This window comes from Microbacterium sp. LWH10-1.2 (genome assembly GCF_038397765.1).
GTDB classification, from domain to species: Bacteria; Actinomycetota; Actinomycetes; order Actinomycetales; family Microbacteriaceae; genus Microbacterium; species Microbacterium natoriense.
The window spans coordinates 2,832,170-2,847,619 of sequence record NZ_CP151638.1; the positions used below are offsets into that span (position 1 = coordinate 2,832,170).

Annotated in this window: 13 protein-coding genes; 5 read left to right on the top strand and 8 right to left on the bottom strand. The window is 64.5% G+C overall.

Annotated features, from left to right (window positions below; translation table 11 throughout):
• Positions 1-5 precede the first annotated feature (5 nt).
• The 6 genes from MRBLWH10_RS13510 to MRBLWH10_RS13535 form a co-directional block, all read right to left on the bottom strand.
• The gene (locus MRBLWH10_RS13510; protein ID WP_341940270.1) at positions 6-1,262 is read right to left on the bottom strand and encodes a Xaa-Pro peptidase family protein; all 1,257 of its coding nucleotides are present in this window, start codon (positions 1,260-1,262) and stop codon (positions 6-8) included.
• A gap of 257 nt (positions 1,263-1,519) precedes the next feature.
• Positions 1,520-1,909: a RidA family protein gene (locus MRBLWH10_RS13515; protein ID WP_341940271.1), complete on the bottom strand. Its 390-nt coding sequence runs from the start codon at positions 1,907-1,909 to the stop codon at positions 1,520-1,522.
• A gap of 49 nt (positions 1,910-1,958) precedes the next feature.
• Positions 1,959-2,522: a flavin reductase family protein gene (locus MRBLWH10_RS13520; protein ID WP_341940272.1), complete on the bottom strand. Its 564-nt coding sequence runs from the start codon at positions 2,520-2,522 to the stop codon at positions 1,959-1,961.
• A 57-nt stretch (positions 2,523-2,579) separates the two neighbouring features.
• Positions 2,580-3,782 carry an acyl-CoA dehydrogenase family protein gene (locus MRBLWH10_RS13525; protein WP_341940273.1) on the bottom strand — a complete coding sequence of 401 codons (1,203 nt, stop codon included), beginning with the start codon at positions 3,780-3,782 and terminating at the stop codon, positions 2,580-2,582.
• A gap of 161 nt (positions 3,783-3,943) precedes the next feature.
• On the bottom strand, positions 3,944-4,612 hold the full coding sequence (locus tag MRBLWH10_RS13530; RefSeq protein WP_341940274.1) for a GntR family transcriptional regulator: 669 nt from the start codon (positions 4,610-4,612) through the stop codon (positions 3,944-3,946).
• Positions 4,613-4,619: 7 nt separating this feature from the next.
• Complete coding sequence (locus MRBLWH10_RS13535; RefSeq protein WP_341940275.1) at positions 4,620-5,162, bottom strand: VOC family protein; 543 nt, start codon at positions 5,160-5,162, stop codon at positions 4,620-4,622.
• A gap of 155 nt (positions 5,163-5,317) precedes the next feature.
• On the opposite strand from MRBLWH10_RS13535, the gene MRBLWH10_RS13540 reads away from it, so the two are divergent.
• Genes MRBLWH10_RS13540 through MRBLWH10_RS13550 form a run of 3 tightly spaced genes read left to right on the top strand, consistent with a single transcriptional unit; the run spans position 5,318 to position 10,217 of the window.
• The gene (locus tag MRBLWH10_RS13540; protein WP_341940276.1) at positions 5,318-7,495 is read left to right on the top strand and encodes a thiamine pyrophosphate-dependent enzyme; all 2,178 of its coding nucleotides are present in this window, start codon (positions 5,318-5,320) and stop codon (positions 7,493-7,495) included.
• A gap of 2 nt (positions 7,496-7,497) precedes the next feature.
• Entirely contained in the window at positions 7,498-8,808 is a 1,311-nt protein-coding gene (locus MRBLWH10_RS13545; RefSeq protein WP_341940277.1) for a dihydrolipoamide acetyltransferase family protein, read from the top strand.
• A 35-nt stretch (positions 8,809-8,843) separates the two neighbouring features.
• Complete coding sequence (locus MRBLWH10_RS13550) at positions 8,844-10,217, top strand: aldehyde dehydrogenase family protein (protein ID WP_341940278.1); 1,374 nt, start codon at positions 8,844-8,846, stop codon at positions 10,215-10,217.
• A gap of 173 nt (positions 10,218-10,390) precedes the next feature.
• Here MRBLWH10_RS13550 and MRBLWH10_RS13555 read toward each other — a convergent pair whose 3' ends face one another.
• Together MRBLWH10_RS13555 and MRBLWH10_RS13560 are read right to left on the bottom strand one after the other, a co-directional pair.
• On the bottom strand, positions 10,391-11,014 hold the full coding sequence (locus MRBLWH10_RS13555; protein WP_341940279.1) for an NADPH-dependent F420 reductase: 624 nt from the start codon (positions 11,012-11,014) through the stop codon (positions 10,391-10,393).
• Between the two features lie 133 nt (positions 11,015-11,147).
• The gene (locus MRBLWH10_RS13560; protein WP_341940280.1) at positions 11,148-12,392 is read right to left on the bottom strand and encodes an acyl-CoA dehydrogenase family protein; all 1,245 of its coding nucleotides are present in this window, start codon (positions 12,390-12,392) and stop codon (positions 11,148-11,150) included.
• Between the two features lie 376 nt (positions 12,393-12,768).
• On the opposite strand from MRBLWH10_RS13560, the gene MRBLWH10_RS13565 reads away from it, so the two are divergent.
• Positions 12,769-13,866, top strand: a complete 1,098-nt coding sequence (locus MRBLWH10_RS13565) for a sugar ABC transporter substrate-binding protein (protein WP_341940281.1) — start codon at positions 12,769-12,771, stop codon at positions 13,864-13,866.
• 35 nt (positions 13,867-13,901) lie between these two features.
• Entirely contained in the window at positions 13,902-15,413 is a 1,512-nt protein-coding gene (locus tag MRBLWH10_RS13570) for a sugar ABC transporter ATP-binding protein (RefSeq protein ID WP_341940282.1), read from the top strand.
• Positions 15,414-15,450 lie beyond the last annotated feature (37 nt).

Genomic DNA, 15,450 nt, shown 5'->3' on the forward strand with positions numbered 1-15,450 from the left:
CCATGTCAGTAGGGGTTGGCGACCATGAGCTCGTCGGCAGGGTATTTCGTGAGAATGACCGGACCGTCCTCCGTCACCACGACTTCTTCCTCGATGCGCGCAGCGGAATAGCCGTCACTCGCCGGGCAGTAGGTCTCGACGGCGAACACCATGCCGGTCTTGATCTCGACTGGTTCGCGATAGCTGTTCAGCCGCGAGATCACCGGGCGTTCGTGGAGTCCGAGTCCGAGTCCGTGGCAGAACTGCAGACCGAACGCCGAGAGCTCGTCATCGAATCCCAAGGACTCCGCCGTCGGGAACAACGAAGCGATCTCGTCTGAGCCCACCCCCGGTTTGATCGCTGCGATCGCGTTGTCCATCCACTCTCTGGCACGCGAGTAGGCCGCCTTCTGAGGACCCGTTGCGCGACCGACGCTGAACGTGCGGTAGTAGCACGTCCGGTAGCCGTTAAACGAGTGGATGATGTCGAAGAACGCCTGATCTCCGGGACGGATGATCCGGTCGGTGAAGTTGTGCGGATGCGGGTTGCAGCGCTCTCCCGAGATGGCGTTGATCGCCTCCACCTGGTCGGAACCATACTCATAGAGCTTCTTTGCAGCCAGGGCGACGATGTCACTCTCGCGCACGCCGGGCTTCAGCGCCTCGACGATATCGGTATAGACGCCGTCGACCATCGCCGCCGCCTGATTCAGGAGCATAATCTCATCCGCGCTCTTGATCTCGCGGGCGTCCAACATGTGCTGCTGGGCGTCGACCACCGTGAGTCCCTGTCGCTGCATCTCGAACAGGAATGGCGGCTCGACGATGTCGACCCCGACAGGAGTGTTGTGCAGTCCGAGGTCCTTGAGTATCCCCTTGATCTCGGTCACCGCATCGACCATGAGACCCGCGGTGGGAGCCACTGCTCCACGGAAGCCGAGAAAGCCGGGATGATTGTGCTCCTGCTTCAGCCACGGCGAATAGAGCTGATGGTGCTTCACGGCAGAACCGAAGTCCCACAGGTGCGGCTCGCCCCCGCGAGTGAGCAGGGCGTACCGGATCATCTTGTCCCCCAGCGCGCCCCCCACCCATGACGACGTGGTGTAGCGGATGTTGTAGAAGTCGAACAACAGGAAGGCTCCGCATTCGCTCGCCTCGAGGGCTGCTTGGGCACGCTGAAGTCGATAGTCGCGCAGACGGGAGAAGTCGACCCGCATCTCGTAGTCGACCCCCATGTGTCCGGGCGTCAGAAGCGGTCGGGGGGTGTTGGCGGCCTCAGCCATCGGTGACGGCCTCTCTGTTGGGACGGTAGTCGAGATCGACGTTACCGCAAATTCAATCGATTGCATTCAGTCGGAGTCCGCTCTCTAAAGGGATCGCAGCCGTTTCCCCACCGCGATGGCGAGGAAGTCATCGGAGGGCACGAGACGACCCCTGAATGGGCGGTGAAGAATCCGCCCGGATTCAGAGCGCCGACAGCGCCGGGCGAGTAGGTGGCCTCTCACGCTGAGAGGCCACCCACTCTCTCCGTCTCTCCGTCCTATCGAACGGCGGCGATGCCGTCGATCTCGATCGTGGCGCCGTTGTAGAGGGAATGCACGCCGATGACGGTGCTCGCGGACGGCGTCGTCGTCTTGATGATCCCGTTGCGCGTTTCGCGCCACGTGAATAGCTTCTCCTGGTCGAGCTCCGTGATGTAGACGTTCACGCGCACCAGGTCGTCGTACGTGACGCCGGCAGCGTGCAGGGCACGCTCGAACTCGCCGTAGGTGAGCTCGATCGCGCGCTTGAAGTCGGTGGGGACCGAGCCATCTTCTTCGAATCCGACCTGCCCCGAGATGAAGACGAGCTCGCCCGCGGTGACGCGGGTGCTGTCCGAGATGCCGGGAACCACGGGAGCCGGGATGCGAGAGATGCGTTCGTTGGTCATGGTGACTACTCCTTGTTGTATGCGGTTGGTTGATCAGGTCGATCGGGTCTTACTCGTCTCGTCCATAGACGACACAGAACGGAACAGACGACGTGGGAAGCGTCGATCGATCCGAGAGCGTGTGCCAACGCCGGTTGTGGTAGACGAGCGGCACCGGCTCGTGGTCTACGTCGTCGCCGTGCTGCTTGGATTCGATCGCCTCGACGACGATCAGAGTCGATCCGTTCGCGTCTACGCGCTGGACGACTCTGCCGCGCAGCCAGTGCGCACCCGGGTAGTAGGGTTCGCCGGAGGGGAGCCGACTCCATTCGATGTCCGGGCCGAATCGGTCGACTCCGCGCTGCGCCCCCAGCTTGGCCAGCGCCACCTGGTCGGCGGCGAGCATGTGCACCACGACCGTCTCAGCTTTGAGGATGGTCGGTGTGCTCGACGAAAGGGCCGAGGCCGAGAAGACGAGAGTCGGCGGATCGATCGACACAGATGCGACCGAGCTGACGGTCATCGCGACCGGGCCGTCTCCGGCATCGGCGGTGACGATCGCGACGCCTGCCGGGTGCGACCGAAAGGCGAAGCGGAAATCATCGGCGGAAATAGCGGAATGCGTGTCAGTCATGGTCATCTTCTCACCGTTCAGTTGGTTGGGTTCGGAATCGGGGTCGACACTCGGGGCTCACACAACGGGCAGGACGAAGCGGGCATCGCTTTCACGGCCCACGATCACCCGCCCGAGAGCCTCATAGCCGCTCGCCGAGAGGGTGTGTCCGTGTCGGGCTGCTGCTGCCTGGTCGCGCCAGATCCGCTGGAGCGTCGACGAATCGGCGAACCCGGCGGAACCGTGCGCCGTCACCAGATCGCCGATGAGCTGAGTGATCGTGTCGATGATCCAGCCCGCCTTCGCGCGCAGCGCGATCCGGTCGGCATACGGTGCGTAGTCGCCCCGCTCTGCCGTGAGGTAGATCTCGTCGGCGACCTGCTCGGCCAGCGCCTCGGCCGCGGCGAGCTGCACGGCAGACTTCGCGAGCGTGTACTGGAAGATCGTCGAATCCGCCTGACGGTCATATCCCGTGAAGGCGATCGATTTGGTCCCTGCCGCCGCGACCACGAAGTCCAATGCCGCGCGCCCCATACCGAGGTGGGGTCCCACCAGATTCATGAAGAGAGAAGGCACGAACATCGTGCGGTACGACGTCCCCCGGTTGCTGCCGATGTATTCGCCCTCGATCGCCGCGGTCAGCCGGAAGATGCGGTGACTCGGTACGAAGACATCGGTCGCGAGCTGAGTGACGCTCGCCGTCGACTTCATTCCGGCGACGAACCAGTCGTCTTCGAAAGTGAGGTTCTCGCGGGGGATCAACGCGACACCGGCGTCGATGATCTCGCCCGTACCGTTCTTGAGCGGGATGCCGAGGAGCGACCAGTCCGCCTCACGGCTGCCCGTGCCGTACGTCCAACGACCGGTGATGCGGTATCCCCCGTCGACGGCGACAGCCTCTGACGTGGTGGCCAGAACGATGGAGACGAGAGCCCCCACCTTTCCTCGCTCGCCCCAGACGTCTTCCTGCGCCTGATCGCTCATGAGACTCAGCACCCAGGCGCCGGTGTTGTAGATGCCGGCCATCCAGGCGAGGCTGCCGTCGCCGGCGCCGATCGCACTGGTAACGGCCTGCACGTCGCGGGTGTTGGCTGCGAGCCCGCCGAACTTCTCCGGCGCCGACACGTTGAACGCACCTGTGGCCTGAACGGCCTTGAAGACGCGCTCCGGAACACGCCGGGAGAGATCTCCTTCACGTCCCCCTTCCGCGAGCTCGGGGCGAAGCATCGTGAGCTGATCGATGATCTCGGTGATCGATGGTCGAACAAGCGTGTCAAACATAGGTGTTCCTCCTCGGGGCGTCTGATCGTTCGAAGCGAAAGGATGATTGCAAACGATTGCTTGCGTCTGATGCTAGGTCGAGATTGTTGCCGCGATGTTTCCAGGTCGTGATAAGTCGGATTCGCCTGCGTCGTGTGCGCAGAGGCGTCACCTCCCGCGAGTCAGGCATCGAAGACCTCGGGGTGTCGAACCAGTTCAAGTCGACTGCGGCGGATATGCCGACGGAGCACCTGCTCGGCCTCTTCGGCGTCTCTACGACGAAGAGCCGTGACGAGGAGGTGGTGATCATGATGAACGGCACCATCGCCCTCACGATAGAAGAGACGCGTTGCGGCTCGACGGTAGTGCTGCGTGCGATTCCACAGACGGAAGACCGTCTCAGCGAGAACAGTGGTCTGCACCGCCTGAAGGCTCGAGTGATGGAACTCGCGGTCTAGGAGCAGGAAACGCTCGACGTCAGAGGTGCTCTCCATCGCGTCAGCGAGAGCGCACATGCCGTCGATCACAGATTCCGGCAGCACAGGCACGTTCAGACCGAGGAGAAGCGGCTCCAGACATTCCCTCATGCGATACATCTCTTCGCAGTCCGATGCCGTGAGCTTCGACACCCAGGCTCCGGTGTTCGCGACGATCGTCACGAGACCTTCGGCCTCCAGCATCCGCAGCGCCTCCCGCACGGGCAGGCGGCTGGCGCCGAGCTGGTCGGCAAGCTGGCCTTGGCGAATGCGCTCGCCTGGCGCGTATTCGCCCAAGAGGATGGCCTCGCGCAGCGTCGCCGCGATGCGAGCGCCGGTGGCGCCATGGATGATCATATTGTTCATCATCGACATGACTGCCTCACCGCTCCGGGTGCGCCGGGTGCCACAACAGGCGGTCGGCTGACTGCTCGTACGCCTTGCCCTGGGGGAAGCTCACGAGTTCGAACTGCAGACCCCACGGACTGATGAAGTAGACCCAGCGCTGGCCTTCGGCTGCTTGAGCACTCGACGTCGGAGAGCCCATGACTTCGACGCCGTTGTCTTTCAGGTAGCGCACCGCTTCGTCGAGGTCATCGACGTAGAACGCGATGTGATATCCGCCGAGATCGCTGTTGCGAGGATGGGGCGCCTGACCGTCGGCGGCCTCGTACAGGAACACTTCGAAGTTGGCTCCGTTGCCCAGCCGGAAGAAGCGGATCTCGCTGATGACAGTACGCGGATGCACTCCGAGATGCGTCTGCATCCAGTCGTCGTCGGACTGCTTCGAACCGAGGGTGTAGACGCGATCGCAGCCGAGGATGTCGACGAGGAAGCGCTCAGCTTCTTCCAGATCCGGGACCGTGAATCCGATGTGGTCGGTTCCGCGGATTCCCGGGATGCCAGGTCGCACGGCGTCAGCCATGGTGGACTCCTCTGTCACTGCCAAATTGGATACATCGTATCCACATCGGGAGTCTACGACGACGAACCCGCATATGCAAACGTTTGAATTGTATCCGATACTCCGCTACCGTCGTTTCAGCGGTCTAGGTGATCGCGCGAGAGGAATGGGCGAAGATGCCGAAGAAGAAGCGACTCCAGACCGGCGTCGACTGGTTCCAGTTGACCACTACGGACGCGGACTGGAATGCAGCCGATCCCGCGCTCCTGGGAACGATGCTGAGCCAACTGCATCTGATCCGCGCTTTCGAGGAGACCGTCCTCGAGATCGCCGGCGAGGGACTGGTGCACGGCCCCGCGCACTCGAGCATCGGACAGGAAGGCGGGGCGGTCGGTTCGATCGTGGGGCTCCGCTCGACGGACGGTGTCAACGGCTCTCATCGTGGTCACCATCAGTTCCTCGCCAAGGCCCTCACCCACGTCAGCGCAGGAAGGATCGACCCGACCCAGCCTGTGAGCGAAGACACCCAGACCGTCCTGCAGCGCACTCTGGCCGAGATCCTCGGCCTCGCGCAGGGATACTGCCGCGGTCGCGGCGGATCGATGCACCTCCAGTGGTTCGAAGCCGGAGCTCTCGGCACCAATGCGATCGTCGGCGGCGGCGCGCCGATGGCCACCGGCAACGCCTGGGCACAGAAGCACTCAGGAACGACAGATCTCTCGATCAACTACTTCGGCGACGGCGCCGCGCAGATCGGATCCGTCCTGGAATCCATGAATCTCGCCGCAGCGTGGAAGCTGCCGGTCTGCTTCTTCGTCGAGAACAACCTCTATGCGGTATCGACGCGTGCCGACGAGATCACCGCCGATCCCCGGTTCTCGGTCCGCGGCCAGGGCTTCGGCATCCCGTCCTGGCGCGTGGACGGCATGGACCCTCTTGCGGTGCACCTGGCCACCCTTGAGGCATCCGAGCGGATGCGTTCGGGCGAAGGTCCGACCATCATCGAGGCCGAGGTGTATCGGTTCTTCCACCAGAACGGCGCCTACCCGGGTAGCGCGTTCGGATACCGCACGAAGGAGGAAGAGGCGCACTGGCTCGCCCGCGACCCCCTGGAGCTCGTGGCGCGGCACATGATCCGCCGTGGACTCATCGACGACGCAGGCGTCGTCGCCCTCCGCGAGCGCGTGCAGCGCGCGATGACCGAGGCCTCGGCGCAGCTCCTCGAATCCGACCCGGACCGTCCAGGCAAGCGCCGTATCCGTCCGGAACTGTGGCCGGAGACGGGCTTCGTCAACGTGGGCGTCCGCGGCGACGGCAGCGAGTTGCACGGTCTCCCCGCACTCGACGAGGCCGCTCCACTCCGACCGGTGAAGTTCATCGACGCGGTGGCTCAGGTGATGGACCGCCGCATGGAGACGGACCCGCGCATCGTCGTGATGGGCGAAGACGTGCACCGCCTCAACGGTGGGACGAACGGGGCCACGAAGGGCCTGTCGAAGAAGTACGGCGACGAACGCGTCCTCGGCACACCGATCAGTGAGAACGCGTTCGTCGGGCTTGCCGGCGGTCTCGCACTGGACGGTCGCTTTCGCCCGGTCGTCGAGTTCATGTACCCAGACTTCATGTGGGTGGCCGCAGACCAGGTCTTCAACCAGATCGGCAAAGCCCGTCACATGTTCGGCGGCGACAACGACGTGCCGCTCGTGCTGCGCACCAAGGTCGCGATGGGTTCCGGCTACGGGTCGCAGCATCTGATGGACCCCGCGGGCATCTTCGCGACCAGCCCCGGATGGCGCATCGTCGCCCCCTCCAACGCGAGGGACTACGTCGGTCTGATGAACTCGGCACTCGCACTGCAGGACCCCGTGCTCGTGATCGAGCACGTCGACCTCTACAGCACCGCCGATGAGATCCCCGAGGGCGATCTCGACTACATCATCGAACCCGGCTCGGCGGCGGTCCTTCGCGAAGGTTCTGATGTCACAGTCCTCACCTACCTGTCCATGGTCGCCCACTCCAAGGAGGCGATCGAGCAGACCGGGATCGATGCCGAACTCATCGACCTGCGCTGGCTCGACCGCGCATCCATCGATTGGGACACCATCGGCGAGAGCATCCGCAAGACGAATGCCGTGCTGATCGTCGAACAGGGCTCGCAGGGAACCTCTTACGGCGCGTGGCTGGCGGACGAGATCCAGCGGCGATTCTTCGACTGGCTCGACCAGCCCGTCGCCCGCGTCACCGGCGAAGAAGCATCCCCCAGCATCTCTCGCGTATTGGAGCGGGCCGCCATCGCCCGCACGGAAGAAGTGGTCGCGGGGCTCGAAGCTGTCCGCGCCGGATTCGGATCCTGATCATGGTGGAAATCATCCGTATGCCCGCGATCCTCGCCGGCGCCGAGGAAGCAGCCGTCCAGTCGTGGCTCGTCGCGCCGGGCGACACCATCGCACAGAATCAGCCGATCGCCGAGATCGAGACCGACAAGGCGAGCGTGGAGATGCTCTCGGAGGTCGCCGGAGTGGTCGGACGCCTCCTGGTGCCCCAGGGCGACAGCGTCGCAGTGGGCGATCCGATCTTCGTGATGCTCGCCCCCGGCGACGCCGAGAAGGACATCGACAGCGCTCTCGCCGCGATCGGACTGGGGGCGCCGGCAACGCCCCCGCTGTCAGAGCCGGAACCGGCGAGCGCCGCCCTGGCGGCTGCGCCGACGACCTCATCGGATACGACGGCTACCCACGTCGCGGAGCAGAGCGACGATGGCCAGACGCGACGGCTCTTCGCGACCCCTATCGTTCGGCGCCTCGCCGCTCAGCACGGTGTGGCGTTGAGCGACGTTCAGGGAACTGGACCGCACGGCCGGATCGTGCGTCGCGACTTCGAGACGCACCTTGCACAGCTGACGGTGGCCCCGACCGCCACCTCGCCCGCTCCGGCACAGGAACCGTCGGGTGCGAACCCTGCTGCGGCCGCGCCGAGCAGCGCTGCAGCCTACGAGGACGTCCCCCTCGATCGAATGCGCAAGGCGATCGCCCGACGACTTACCGAGAGCAAATCCACGGTGCCGCACTTCTACCTGGTGGCCGACTGCCGCGTGGACGAACTGATGGACCTGCGCACGACGGTGAATCAGACGGCGAGCCGAAAGATCTCTGTCAACGACTTCGTCGTGAAGGCCGTCGGTGCAGCGCTCATGGAGGTCTCGCAGGCGAACGCGACGTGGAATGGCGACAGCATCCGGCAGTTCTCGTCCGCGGATGTCTCGGTCGCCGTCGCCACGGAAGGCGGACTGACCACACCGGTCCTGCGCGGCATCGAACGCATGTCGCTCACGGAGGTGAGCGCCACGATCGCCGAGATGGCGGGGCGTGCTCGCTCAGGGCGGCTCAAACAGCACGAGCTCGAGGGAGGCAGCTTCTCGGTGTCGAACCTCGGCATGTACGGCACGTCGCAGTTCAGCGCCATCCTCAACCCTCCCCAGGCGGGAATCCTCGCGGTCGGCGCCGCACGCTCCGTTCCAGTGATCGACTCCGACGGAGCGCTCTCGGTCGGGAAAGTCATGACCGTGACGCTCTCGGCCGACCACCGCGTGCTGGACGGAGCGGTCGCAGCCCAGTGGCTCGCCGCCTTCCAGCGACGCATCGAGAACCCCCTCACCATCCTGATCTGACCTGACCTGACGAAAGAAAAGCAACCATGGCAATCATGCGAAGTGTCAATCCCACCACCGGTGAGGAGCTGGCGACGTTCGAGCAGGACAGCGAGGATGTCGTCGAACAGAAGCTGGCTGCCGCCAGTGCCGCCGTGCCGCAGCTCAAGGCCGCAGGGTGGGCTCGCCGAGCCGAGCTCATGAACGCCGCTGCCGATCTGCTGGAGGCCGACCTCGAGCAGGTCGCGGCGATGATCACCGACGAGATGGGCAAGCCCATCGCACAGTCACGTGGCGAGGTGGCGAAGTCCGTCTACGCGATGCGCTACTACGCGGAGAATGCCGAAGGCTTCCTCAGCGGACGCTCGCTCGATGACCCCTCCGCCGTCGGAGCGAGCCAGGCCGGCACACGCTTCGACCCGCTCGGGGTCGTCCTTGCCGTCATGCCGTGGAACTACCCCATCTGGCAGGTCATCCGCTTCGCCGCACCCGCGCTGATGGCGGGAAACGCCGGCGTCTTGAAGCACGCATCGAACGTGCCGCAGGCGGCGGTCTATCTCGGCCGCCTCTTCACGCGCGCGGGTTTCCCGGAGGGCTCCTTCTCGGCCCTCCTCATCGGCGCCGGACGCGTCGAGGGCGTCATCCGTGATTCGCGTGTGTCGGCCGTCACACTGACCGGTTCCGAGCCGGCCGGGCGATCGGTCGCGTCGATCGCGGGAGATGTGCTGAAGAAGGTCGTGCTCGAGCTCGGCGGATCAGACCCGTTCATCGTCATGCCCTCGGCTGACCTCGATGCCGCCGCGGAGATGGCGGTGAAGGCCCGCACCAGCAACAACGGCCAGGCCTGCATCAACGCGAAGCGCTTCATCGTGCACACCGATGCCTACGCGACCTTCGCCGCGAAGTTCGCCGAGAAGATGGCACAGCTGCAGATCGGCGATCCGCACGACGAGAGCACTGACATCGGGCCCCTGGCCACCGCCTCCGGTCGCAACGACATCGTCGAACTCGTCGACGATGCTCGGGAGAAGGGCGCGGACATCATCGTGGGCGGCTCCTTCGACGATGGCGCCGAAGGATGGTTCTATCCGCCGACCGTGATCGCGGGGATCACCCCCGAGATGCGCCTGTATGCGGAAGAGGCCTTCGGGCCGGTCGCGGGTCTGTACGAAGCGGCGTCGCTCGAAGACGCTCTGACGATCGCCAACGGTCTCGATTTCGGCCTGGGATCGGCATTCTGGAGCTCGGACGAAGCAGAGATCGGGCACGCGATCAAGACGATCGAGTCAGGCGCCGTCTTCGTCAACGGCATGACCATCTCGTACCCCGAGCTGCCCTTCGGGGGCATCAAGAGATCCGGTTACGGACGTGAGCTCTCGGCCGAGGGCATCCGGGAGTTCTGCAACCTCAAGACGGTGTGGGTCGCCTGAGAACGTCCTTCTCGGAAGGAACGCGTGACCTTTCGGCCGATGCGTCTCAAAGCAGAAGCAGACCACAGGGGATGCCCGTGAGGAACTCGAATGCCTCGGGCTGGTGAGTGCGATCACCAGCCCGAGGCATTCGCCCTTCCAGCGGAGCGTTCGAACGGATGCAGGGAGCAGACCTACTTCCTCAGGGCGAATCCGCCGTCCCATCCGACGACCTCCTGAGCGGCAAGGGTGATCTGGAGGAAGGCGAACGCTTCCAGCTCCCGCGCTCGCTTGAGCGATCCGATCACGGCCGCCTCGACGCCGCCGGCCGTGACGAGGTCGACCAGGGCCCGTGCCGCGTTCTCGTCATCCCCGGCGACGAGAACAGTGGTGGGGACGTCCCCGACCAGCCCCGTCGATATCGTGCCCGCGAAGTTCGTGTTGAAGGCCTTGAGAACTCGCGCGTTCGGGAGCCGCTTCTGAAGCTCCGCAGCCGCCGATGAGTCAGAGGGCACCAGCAGCTCATCGAACGTCGAGAAGTCGACCGGGTTGGTCACATCGACCACCACCTTGCCGTCGAGCTGGTCCGCGTACTGCTCCGCAAGTTCCTCCAGCGCCTCGTAGGGCACGGCGAGCACCACGATGTCGCCCAGGATCGGGTCGCCCACCTCGCCTGCTTCGGCGCCCGACTCGGCGGCGACACTACTCGCCTTCACGGCGTCTCGGCCGAGAAGCTGCACGCGAGCGCCCGCCTTTCCCGCTACCGAAGCCACCGCTGATCCGATGCTGCCTGTTCCGATCACTGTCACGTTCGTCATTGTCTTCGCCTTTGGTTGAGGGGGGAACATCTGGTCTTCTGCCTTCGCGGCGCCGTTCCCGCTGCGCCGCGAGCACCGATGACATGGAGCCCTCGAGGCGGCGATGCCGTCCCGAGGGCCCCGTCACACACGATCAGAAGGGCTGAACGTTGTCTTCGATGCCGAAGAGGAACTTGCCGTAGACCTCGGCGCCGATCTCCGGGTGCACCAGAGCGTGGCGGCTGGCGGTCTCGCTATTGCGCCAGAAGCGCTGCAACGGGTTGATCTCCGCGAAGCTGAACGCACCGGCGATGCTGAGGCAGCGGTTGATCGACTTGCGCACCAGTGCCGCGGCCTGTCCGTTGTCCATGCGAGTCCTGGCGCGCTCTTCCACGGTCATCGGGCGACGGTCGCGTGCGGCGGAGTCGATGGCCGCAACGCTGCGGATCACGAGGAGGTAGGCCTGGTCCGCCTCGGACTGAGCCTTGGCCAGCTCGATCTGGTGCACGACCGAGTCCTTCGCGTGCTGGTACACCGAGTAGGTGATCGGCTTCTCGCCGACGCGACGGGCCAGCTCGATGGCGCCGCGCGCCATTCCGAGCTGCGCGGCGCTCAGAACGAGCTCCGCGACCGGCACGAAGGAGGCGTTGTAGTTGTCCTCCTCAGCCCACTCACGCGGGTACTGCTCGGTCGCGAAGTCGCCGATCGGCACGATTCGGTGCTCGGGGATGAAGACGTCATCGACGACGACGGTGTTCGACCCCGTCGCGCGCATGCCTGCGACATACCAGGTGTCCTTGATGCTCGAGTCGGCCCTCGGAATGAGGACGAGCGAGTTCACGGGAAGACCATTCTCGTCCTCCCCCGTGCGCACCGGCACGATGGACCAGTCCGCGTGAAGCGAACCTGTGGAGTAGCCCCATTCGCCGGTGAGGCGAATGCCGCCCTCGACGTGCTCGATCTTCTTGGTGGAGTTCGCCTGCATGAAGGGGCCGCCTGGCGAGAGCACAGCGGCGACGGACGCGCGGGGGTTCGCTCCGAAGACGTCTTCCTGGGCCTGCTCGGGGAACAGGGTGGCGAACCATGTGGACGAGTTCAGGAGTGCGGAAACCCAGCCGGTCGCACCGTCGGCCTGGCCCACCGCCGCGACGGTGTCGATGAATGTGCGGAAGTTTCCGCCGAGACCGCCCCAGCGTCTCGGGATTGAGACATGCAGGAGTCCTGCATCCCGCATCGCCGTGATGACCTCTTCCGAGACGCGACGATTCTCCTCGCCCTGTTGGGCGTACTCGCGGATCAGAGGCTGCAGTGCCTCCGCCTTCGCAACGATGTCCTGGTCGGGACCGGGAGCGCCGAAGAAGGCGTCCATGGTCGATGTCGCTTGTACTGAACTGCTCACTGTCGCTCTCCTTAGGTGACGCTGGCATGGAGCCTGCGTGTGATTGCAATCGTTTGCTTCTTCTCCTGATGCTATATGCCCCCAGGCCACTTTTGTGTTTCGGTTGTGAAAACTTCCCCTCGTGCGACATGCCCCCTACCATCGCGCGCGACACCGACGGACCCCAGAGGATCCGGTAGCTGCATTCCTGACCACGCGCGCTCGCCAGTCGCGTTCTCCATCCCGATCAGCGCCGCAGGTTTTAACTTCCACGTAACGAATCGGACACAAGCAAACGATTGTATAGACGCAGCGTTCAGTATCAACGTACATTGGCGCAACACGTCAAAGGTCGGCGCACGGTCACTCCACCGAACGCGAAGGACTCACCGCCCCCGTGTCACGCGTCACAAAGTTGTGCCAGCCTGTCGAGCAGCCCGCTCGAGCCCCAGATGCACTGGCCCGTCCAACGGATCGAGGAAAGCCCATGCAATCGTTCTCCAAATCGCGTCGTCTCGCGACCGTGACCGCAACCATCATCGCCGTAGCCCTGGTCTCGACAGCCTGTTCGCCTGGCGGTTCAGGCAACTCCGCCAACGCCTCGTGCGAAGAGGAGTACACCATCGGCTTCAGCCACCCCGCAAGCGAGGCATCAGCCGTCAAGGTCGTCAAGGAGGCTGCTGCGGCGCATGCGGAAGAGCTCGGCTGCATCACGGTCCTGCTCGACAACACCAGCGGAATGAACCTCGAAACCCAGCGCTCCACACTCGAGAGCTGGGTCACCCAGAAGGTCGACGCGATCGTCGTCCTGCCCGTGGACCCCGCAGCGCTGGAGAACCTGCGGGAGAAGGCGCAATCGCAAGGCACGAAGTGGCTGACCTACGTGGCCTCCAACCCCGAAGAGGACGGAACCGTCGGATTCGACAACGAGACGGCCGGCAAAGACATGGCAGCCTACCTCGACGAGTGGATCGCCGAGAAGCACCCGGACGGTGACATCACGGCCGCGGTGACCACCGCAACGCCGCTTCCGTCGATCCAGCCGCGTGTGCTCCCGGCCATCAGCCTTCTCGAGTCCTCCGGCATCGATGTCGTCTCGCAGCAGGACTGCGCTGCGCAGGACTGCGGCCTGCAGCTCGCTGAGGACGCACTTCGCGCACACCCGAATCTGCGCGTGTTCATCGGCCTCAACGATGATGCAGCGCTCGGAGCGCTGCGAGCCTTCCAGAACGCCAAGGTGGATCTCGACGAGGTGTTCGTCGCCGGGTTCGACGGTGCTGAAGAGGCGCTCGTCTCGCTACGGGACAAGACCGGATACACCGCATCGTCGGCGATTCCGACGATCGAACTCGGTGCGTCGGTCGTCGACAACGCCATCGCTGCGATCACCGGCGATGGGGATGCGAGCAAGCAGACGCCGATGTTCCTCGTCAACCCGTCCGACAGCGAGAAGATCGCTGAGCTGCTCAAGGCGTACACCACGTTCGGCAAGTGAGAGTCATACCGAGGAAGAGGCGAGAGGAGCGGCCGATGGTCGTTGCGCTGGAGACGAAGGGCCTGGAGAAGAGCTTCGGCTCGAACCGAGTTTTGAAAGGCATCAGCCTGGAGTTTCGCTCCGGCGAGGTGACGGCGCTCCTCGGAGCGAACGGAGCAGGGAAGTCCACTTTCCTCGGATGCATAAGCGGTGCCGAAGCACCGTCATCCGGTCAGATCTTGATACACGGCGAGGAACACTCGGGGTCCAGCCCCAGGGAGTCGATCGAAGCCGGGATCGGAATGATCTACCAGCATTTCCAGCTGATCTCCTCGCTCAGCATCGCCGACAACGTCTTCCTCGGTTCCGAAGTACGCACAGTCCTGGGCGCGACCGACCGTCGCGCCCAGGAGCGCGAGACCTTGAGCCTGCTGCTGTCGCTGGGACTGACGCTGAATCCTGCCGCAACGGTCGGGAGCCTCAGCGTCGGTCAGCAGCAGGTGGTCGAGATCGTGCGTGCACTGCGACGCGATCCGAAGGTGTTGATCCTGGACGAGCCAACGGCGGCACTGAGCCACAGCGAGGTGTCGGCGTTGCTGGAATTGGTCTCGATGCTCGCGCGCACACGGGACATCGCAGTGATCTACGTCAGCCACATCTTGTCGGAGATCGTTCACGTTGCCGATCGCGCGATCGTGTTGCGAGACGGCGTCGTATATGAGGACCGGAGACGCGGAGAGTTCGAGATCTCAGACCTCGTCGACTTCATCTCCCCGAACAAACGACTTCCGTCGGCGCGGGACACGAGGGACGCGAGCGCCGAGATCGCGCTGGGGCTCTCGTCATTCAGCGGCTCGGCCAGCGGCCCCGTCGACCTCGGCGTGCGCGAGGGGGAGATCATCGGAGTCTTCGGACTGCTGGGATCCGGGCGGACGAACCTCGTCGAGACGCTGGCAGGCGTTCGTCCCACCCACGCAGGCACGGCAAGAGTGGGCGGCACTGTGCTGAACGCCCGGACTCCGCGCGATGCGGCGGCGCGAGGGATCGTCCTGGTGCCCGCCGACCGCAAACTCCAAGCCCTGTTCCCCGACATGACGGCCGTTGACAACGTCGTGCTCCCGCATATGCGGAAACTGGGGAAGTTCGGCATTCGCTCGAGGCGTTCGGAACGAGCTGCCTTCGACACGATCGCCGATGCGCTCGCCGTGCACCCGCGTGAGCCCGATCAGGCAGGCGGCGCGTTCTCCGGGGGGAACGCGCAGAAGCTCATGATCGGACGATGGACCAACCCGGCCAGCGACGCGAAGGTGCTCCTGTTCGACGAGCCGACCCAGGGAGTGGATGTCGGCGCTCGAGAAGACATCTACGCCTTCGTCAGAGCATTCGTGTCCGAGCCTGGCCGGTGCGCGATATTCACGACCAGCGACTACGAAGAGGCAGTCAGCCTCGCCGATCGAATCGTCGTGCTGCATGAGGGCGAGGTCCAGGCGATCATCGACTCCTCCGCTAGCGAGGCAGAGCTCATGTCGCTGGCCTTCGGCGAAGACACGACACTCAGCACCCAATGAACCTTCACGCTTCACGTTTCACCAGAGGATCCCTCAC

Excerpts from the sequence above, each read along its gene's own strand:
- MRBLWH10_RS13510 (WP_341940270.1), bottom strand. The coding sequence starts at position 1,262 with ATGGCTGAGGCCGCCAACACCCCCCGACCGCTTCTGACGCCCGGACAC.
- MRBLWH10_RS13515 (WP_341940271.1), bottom strand. The coding sequence starts at position 1,909 with ATGACCAACGAACGCATCTCTCGCATCCCGGCTCCCGTGGTTCCCGGC.
- MRBLWH10_RS13520 (WP_341940272.1), bottom strand. The coding sequence starts at position 2,522 with ATGACTGACACGCATTCCGCTATTTCCGCCGATGATTTCCGCTTCGCC.
- MRBLWH10_RS13525 (WP_341940273.1), bottom strand. The coding sequence starts at position 3,782 with ATGTTTGACACGCTTGTTCGACCATCGATCACCGAGATCATCGATCAG.
- MRBLWH10_RS13530 (WP_341940274.1), bottom strand. The coding sequence starts at position 4,612 with ATGTCGATGATGAACAATATGATCATCCATGGCGCCACCGGCGCTCGC.
- MRBLWH10_RS13535 (WP_341940275.1), bottom strand. The coding sequence starts at position 5,162 with ATGGCTGACGCCGTGCGACCTGGCATCCCGGGAATCCGCGGAACCGAC.
- MRBLWH10_RS13540 (WP_341940276.1), top strand. The coding sequence starts at position 5,318 with ATGCCGAAGAAGAAGCGACTCCAGACCGGCGTCGACTGGTTCCAGTTG.
- MRBLWH10_RS13545 (WP_341940277.1), top strand. The coding sequence starts at position 7,498 with ATGGTGGAAATCATCCGTATGCCCGCGATCCTCGCCGGCGCCGAGGAA.
- MRBLWH10_RS13550 (WP_341940278.1), top strand. The coding sequence starts at position 8,844 with ATGCGAAGTGTCAATCCCACCACCGGTGAGGAGCTGGCGACGTTCGAG.
- MRBLWH10_RS13555 (WP_341940279.1), bottom strand. The coding sequence starts at position 11,014 with ATGACGAACGTGACAGTGATCGGAACAGGCAGCATCGGATCAGCGGTG.
- MRBLWH10_RS13570 (WP_341940282.1), top strand. The coding sequence starts at position 13,902 with ATGGTCGTTGCGCTGGAGACGAAGGGCCTGGAGAAGAGCTTCGGCTCG.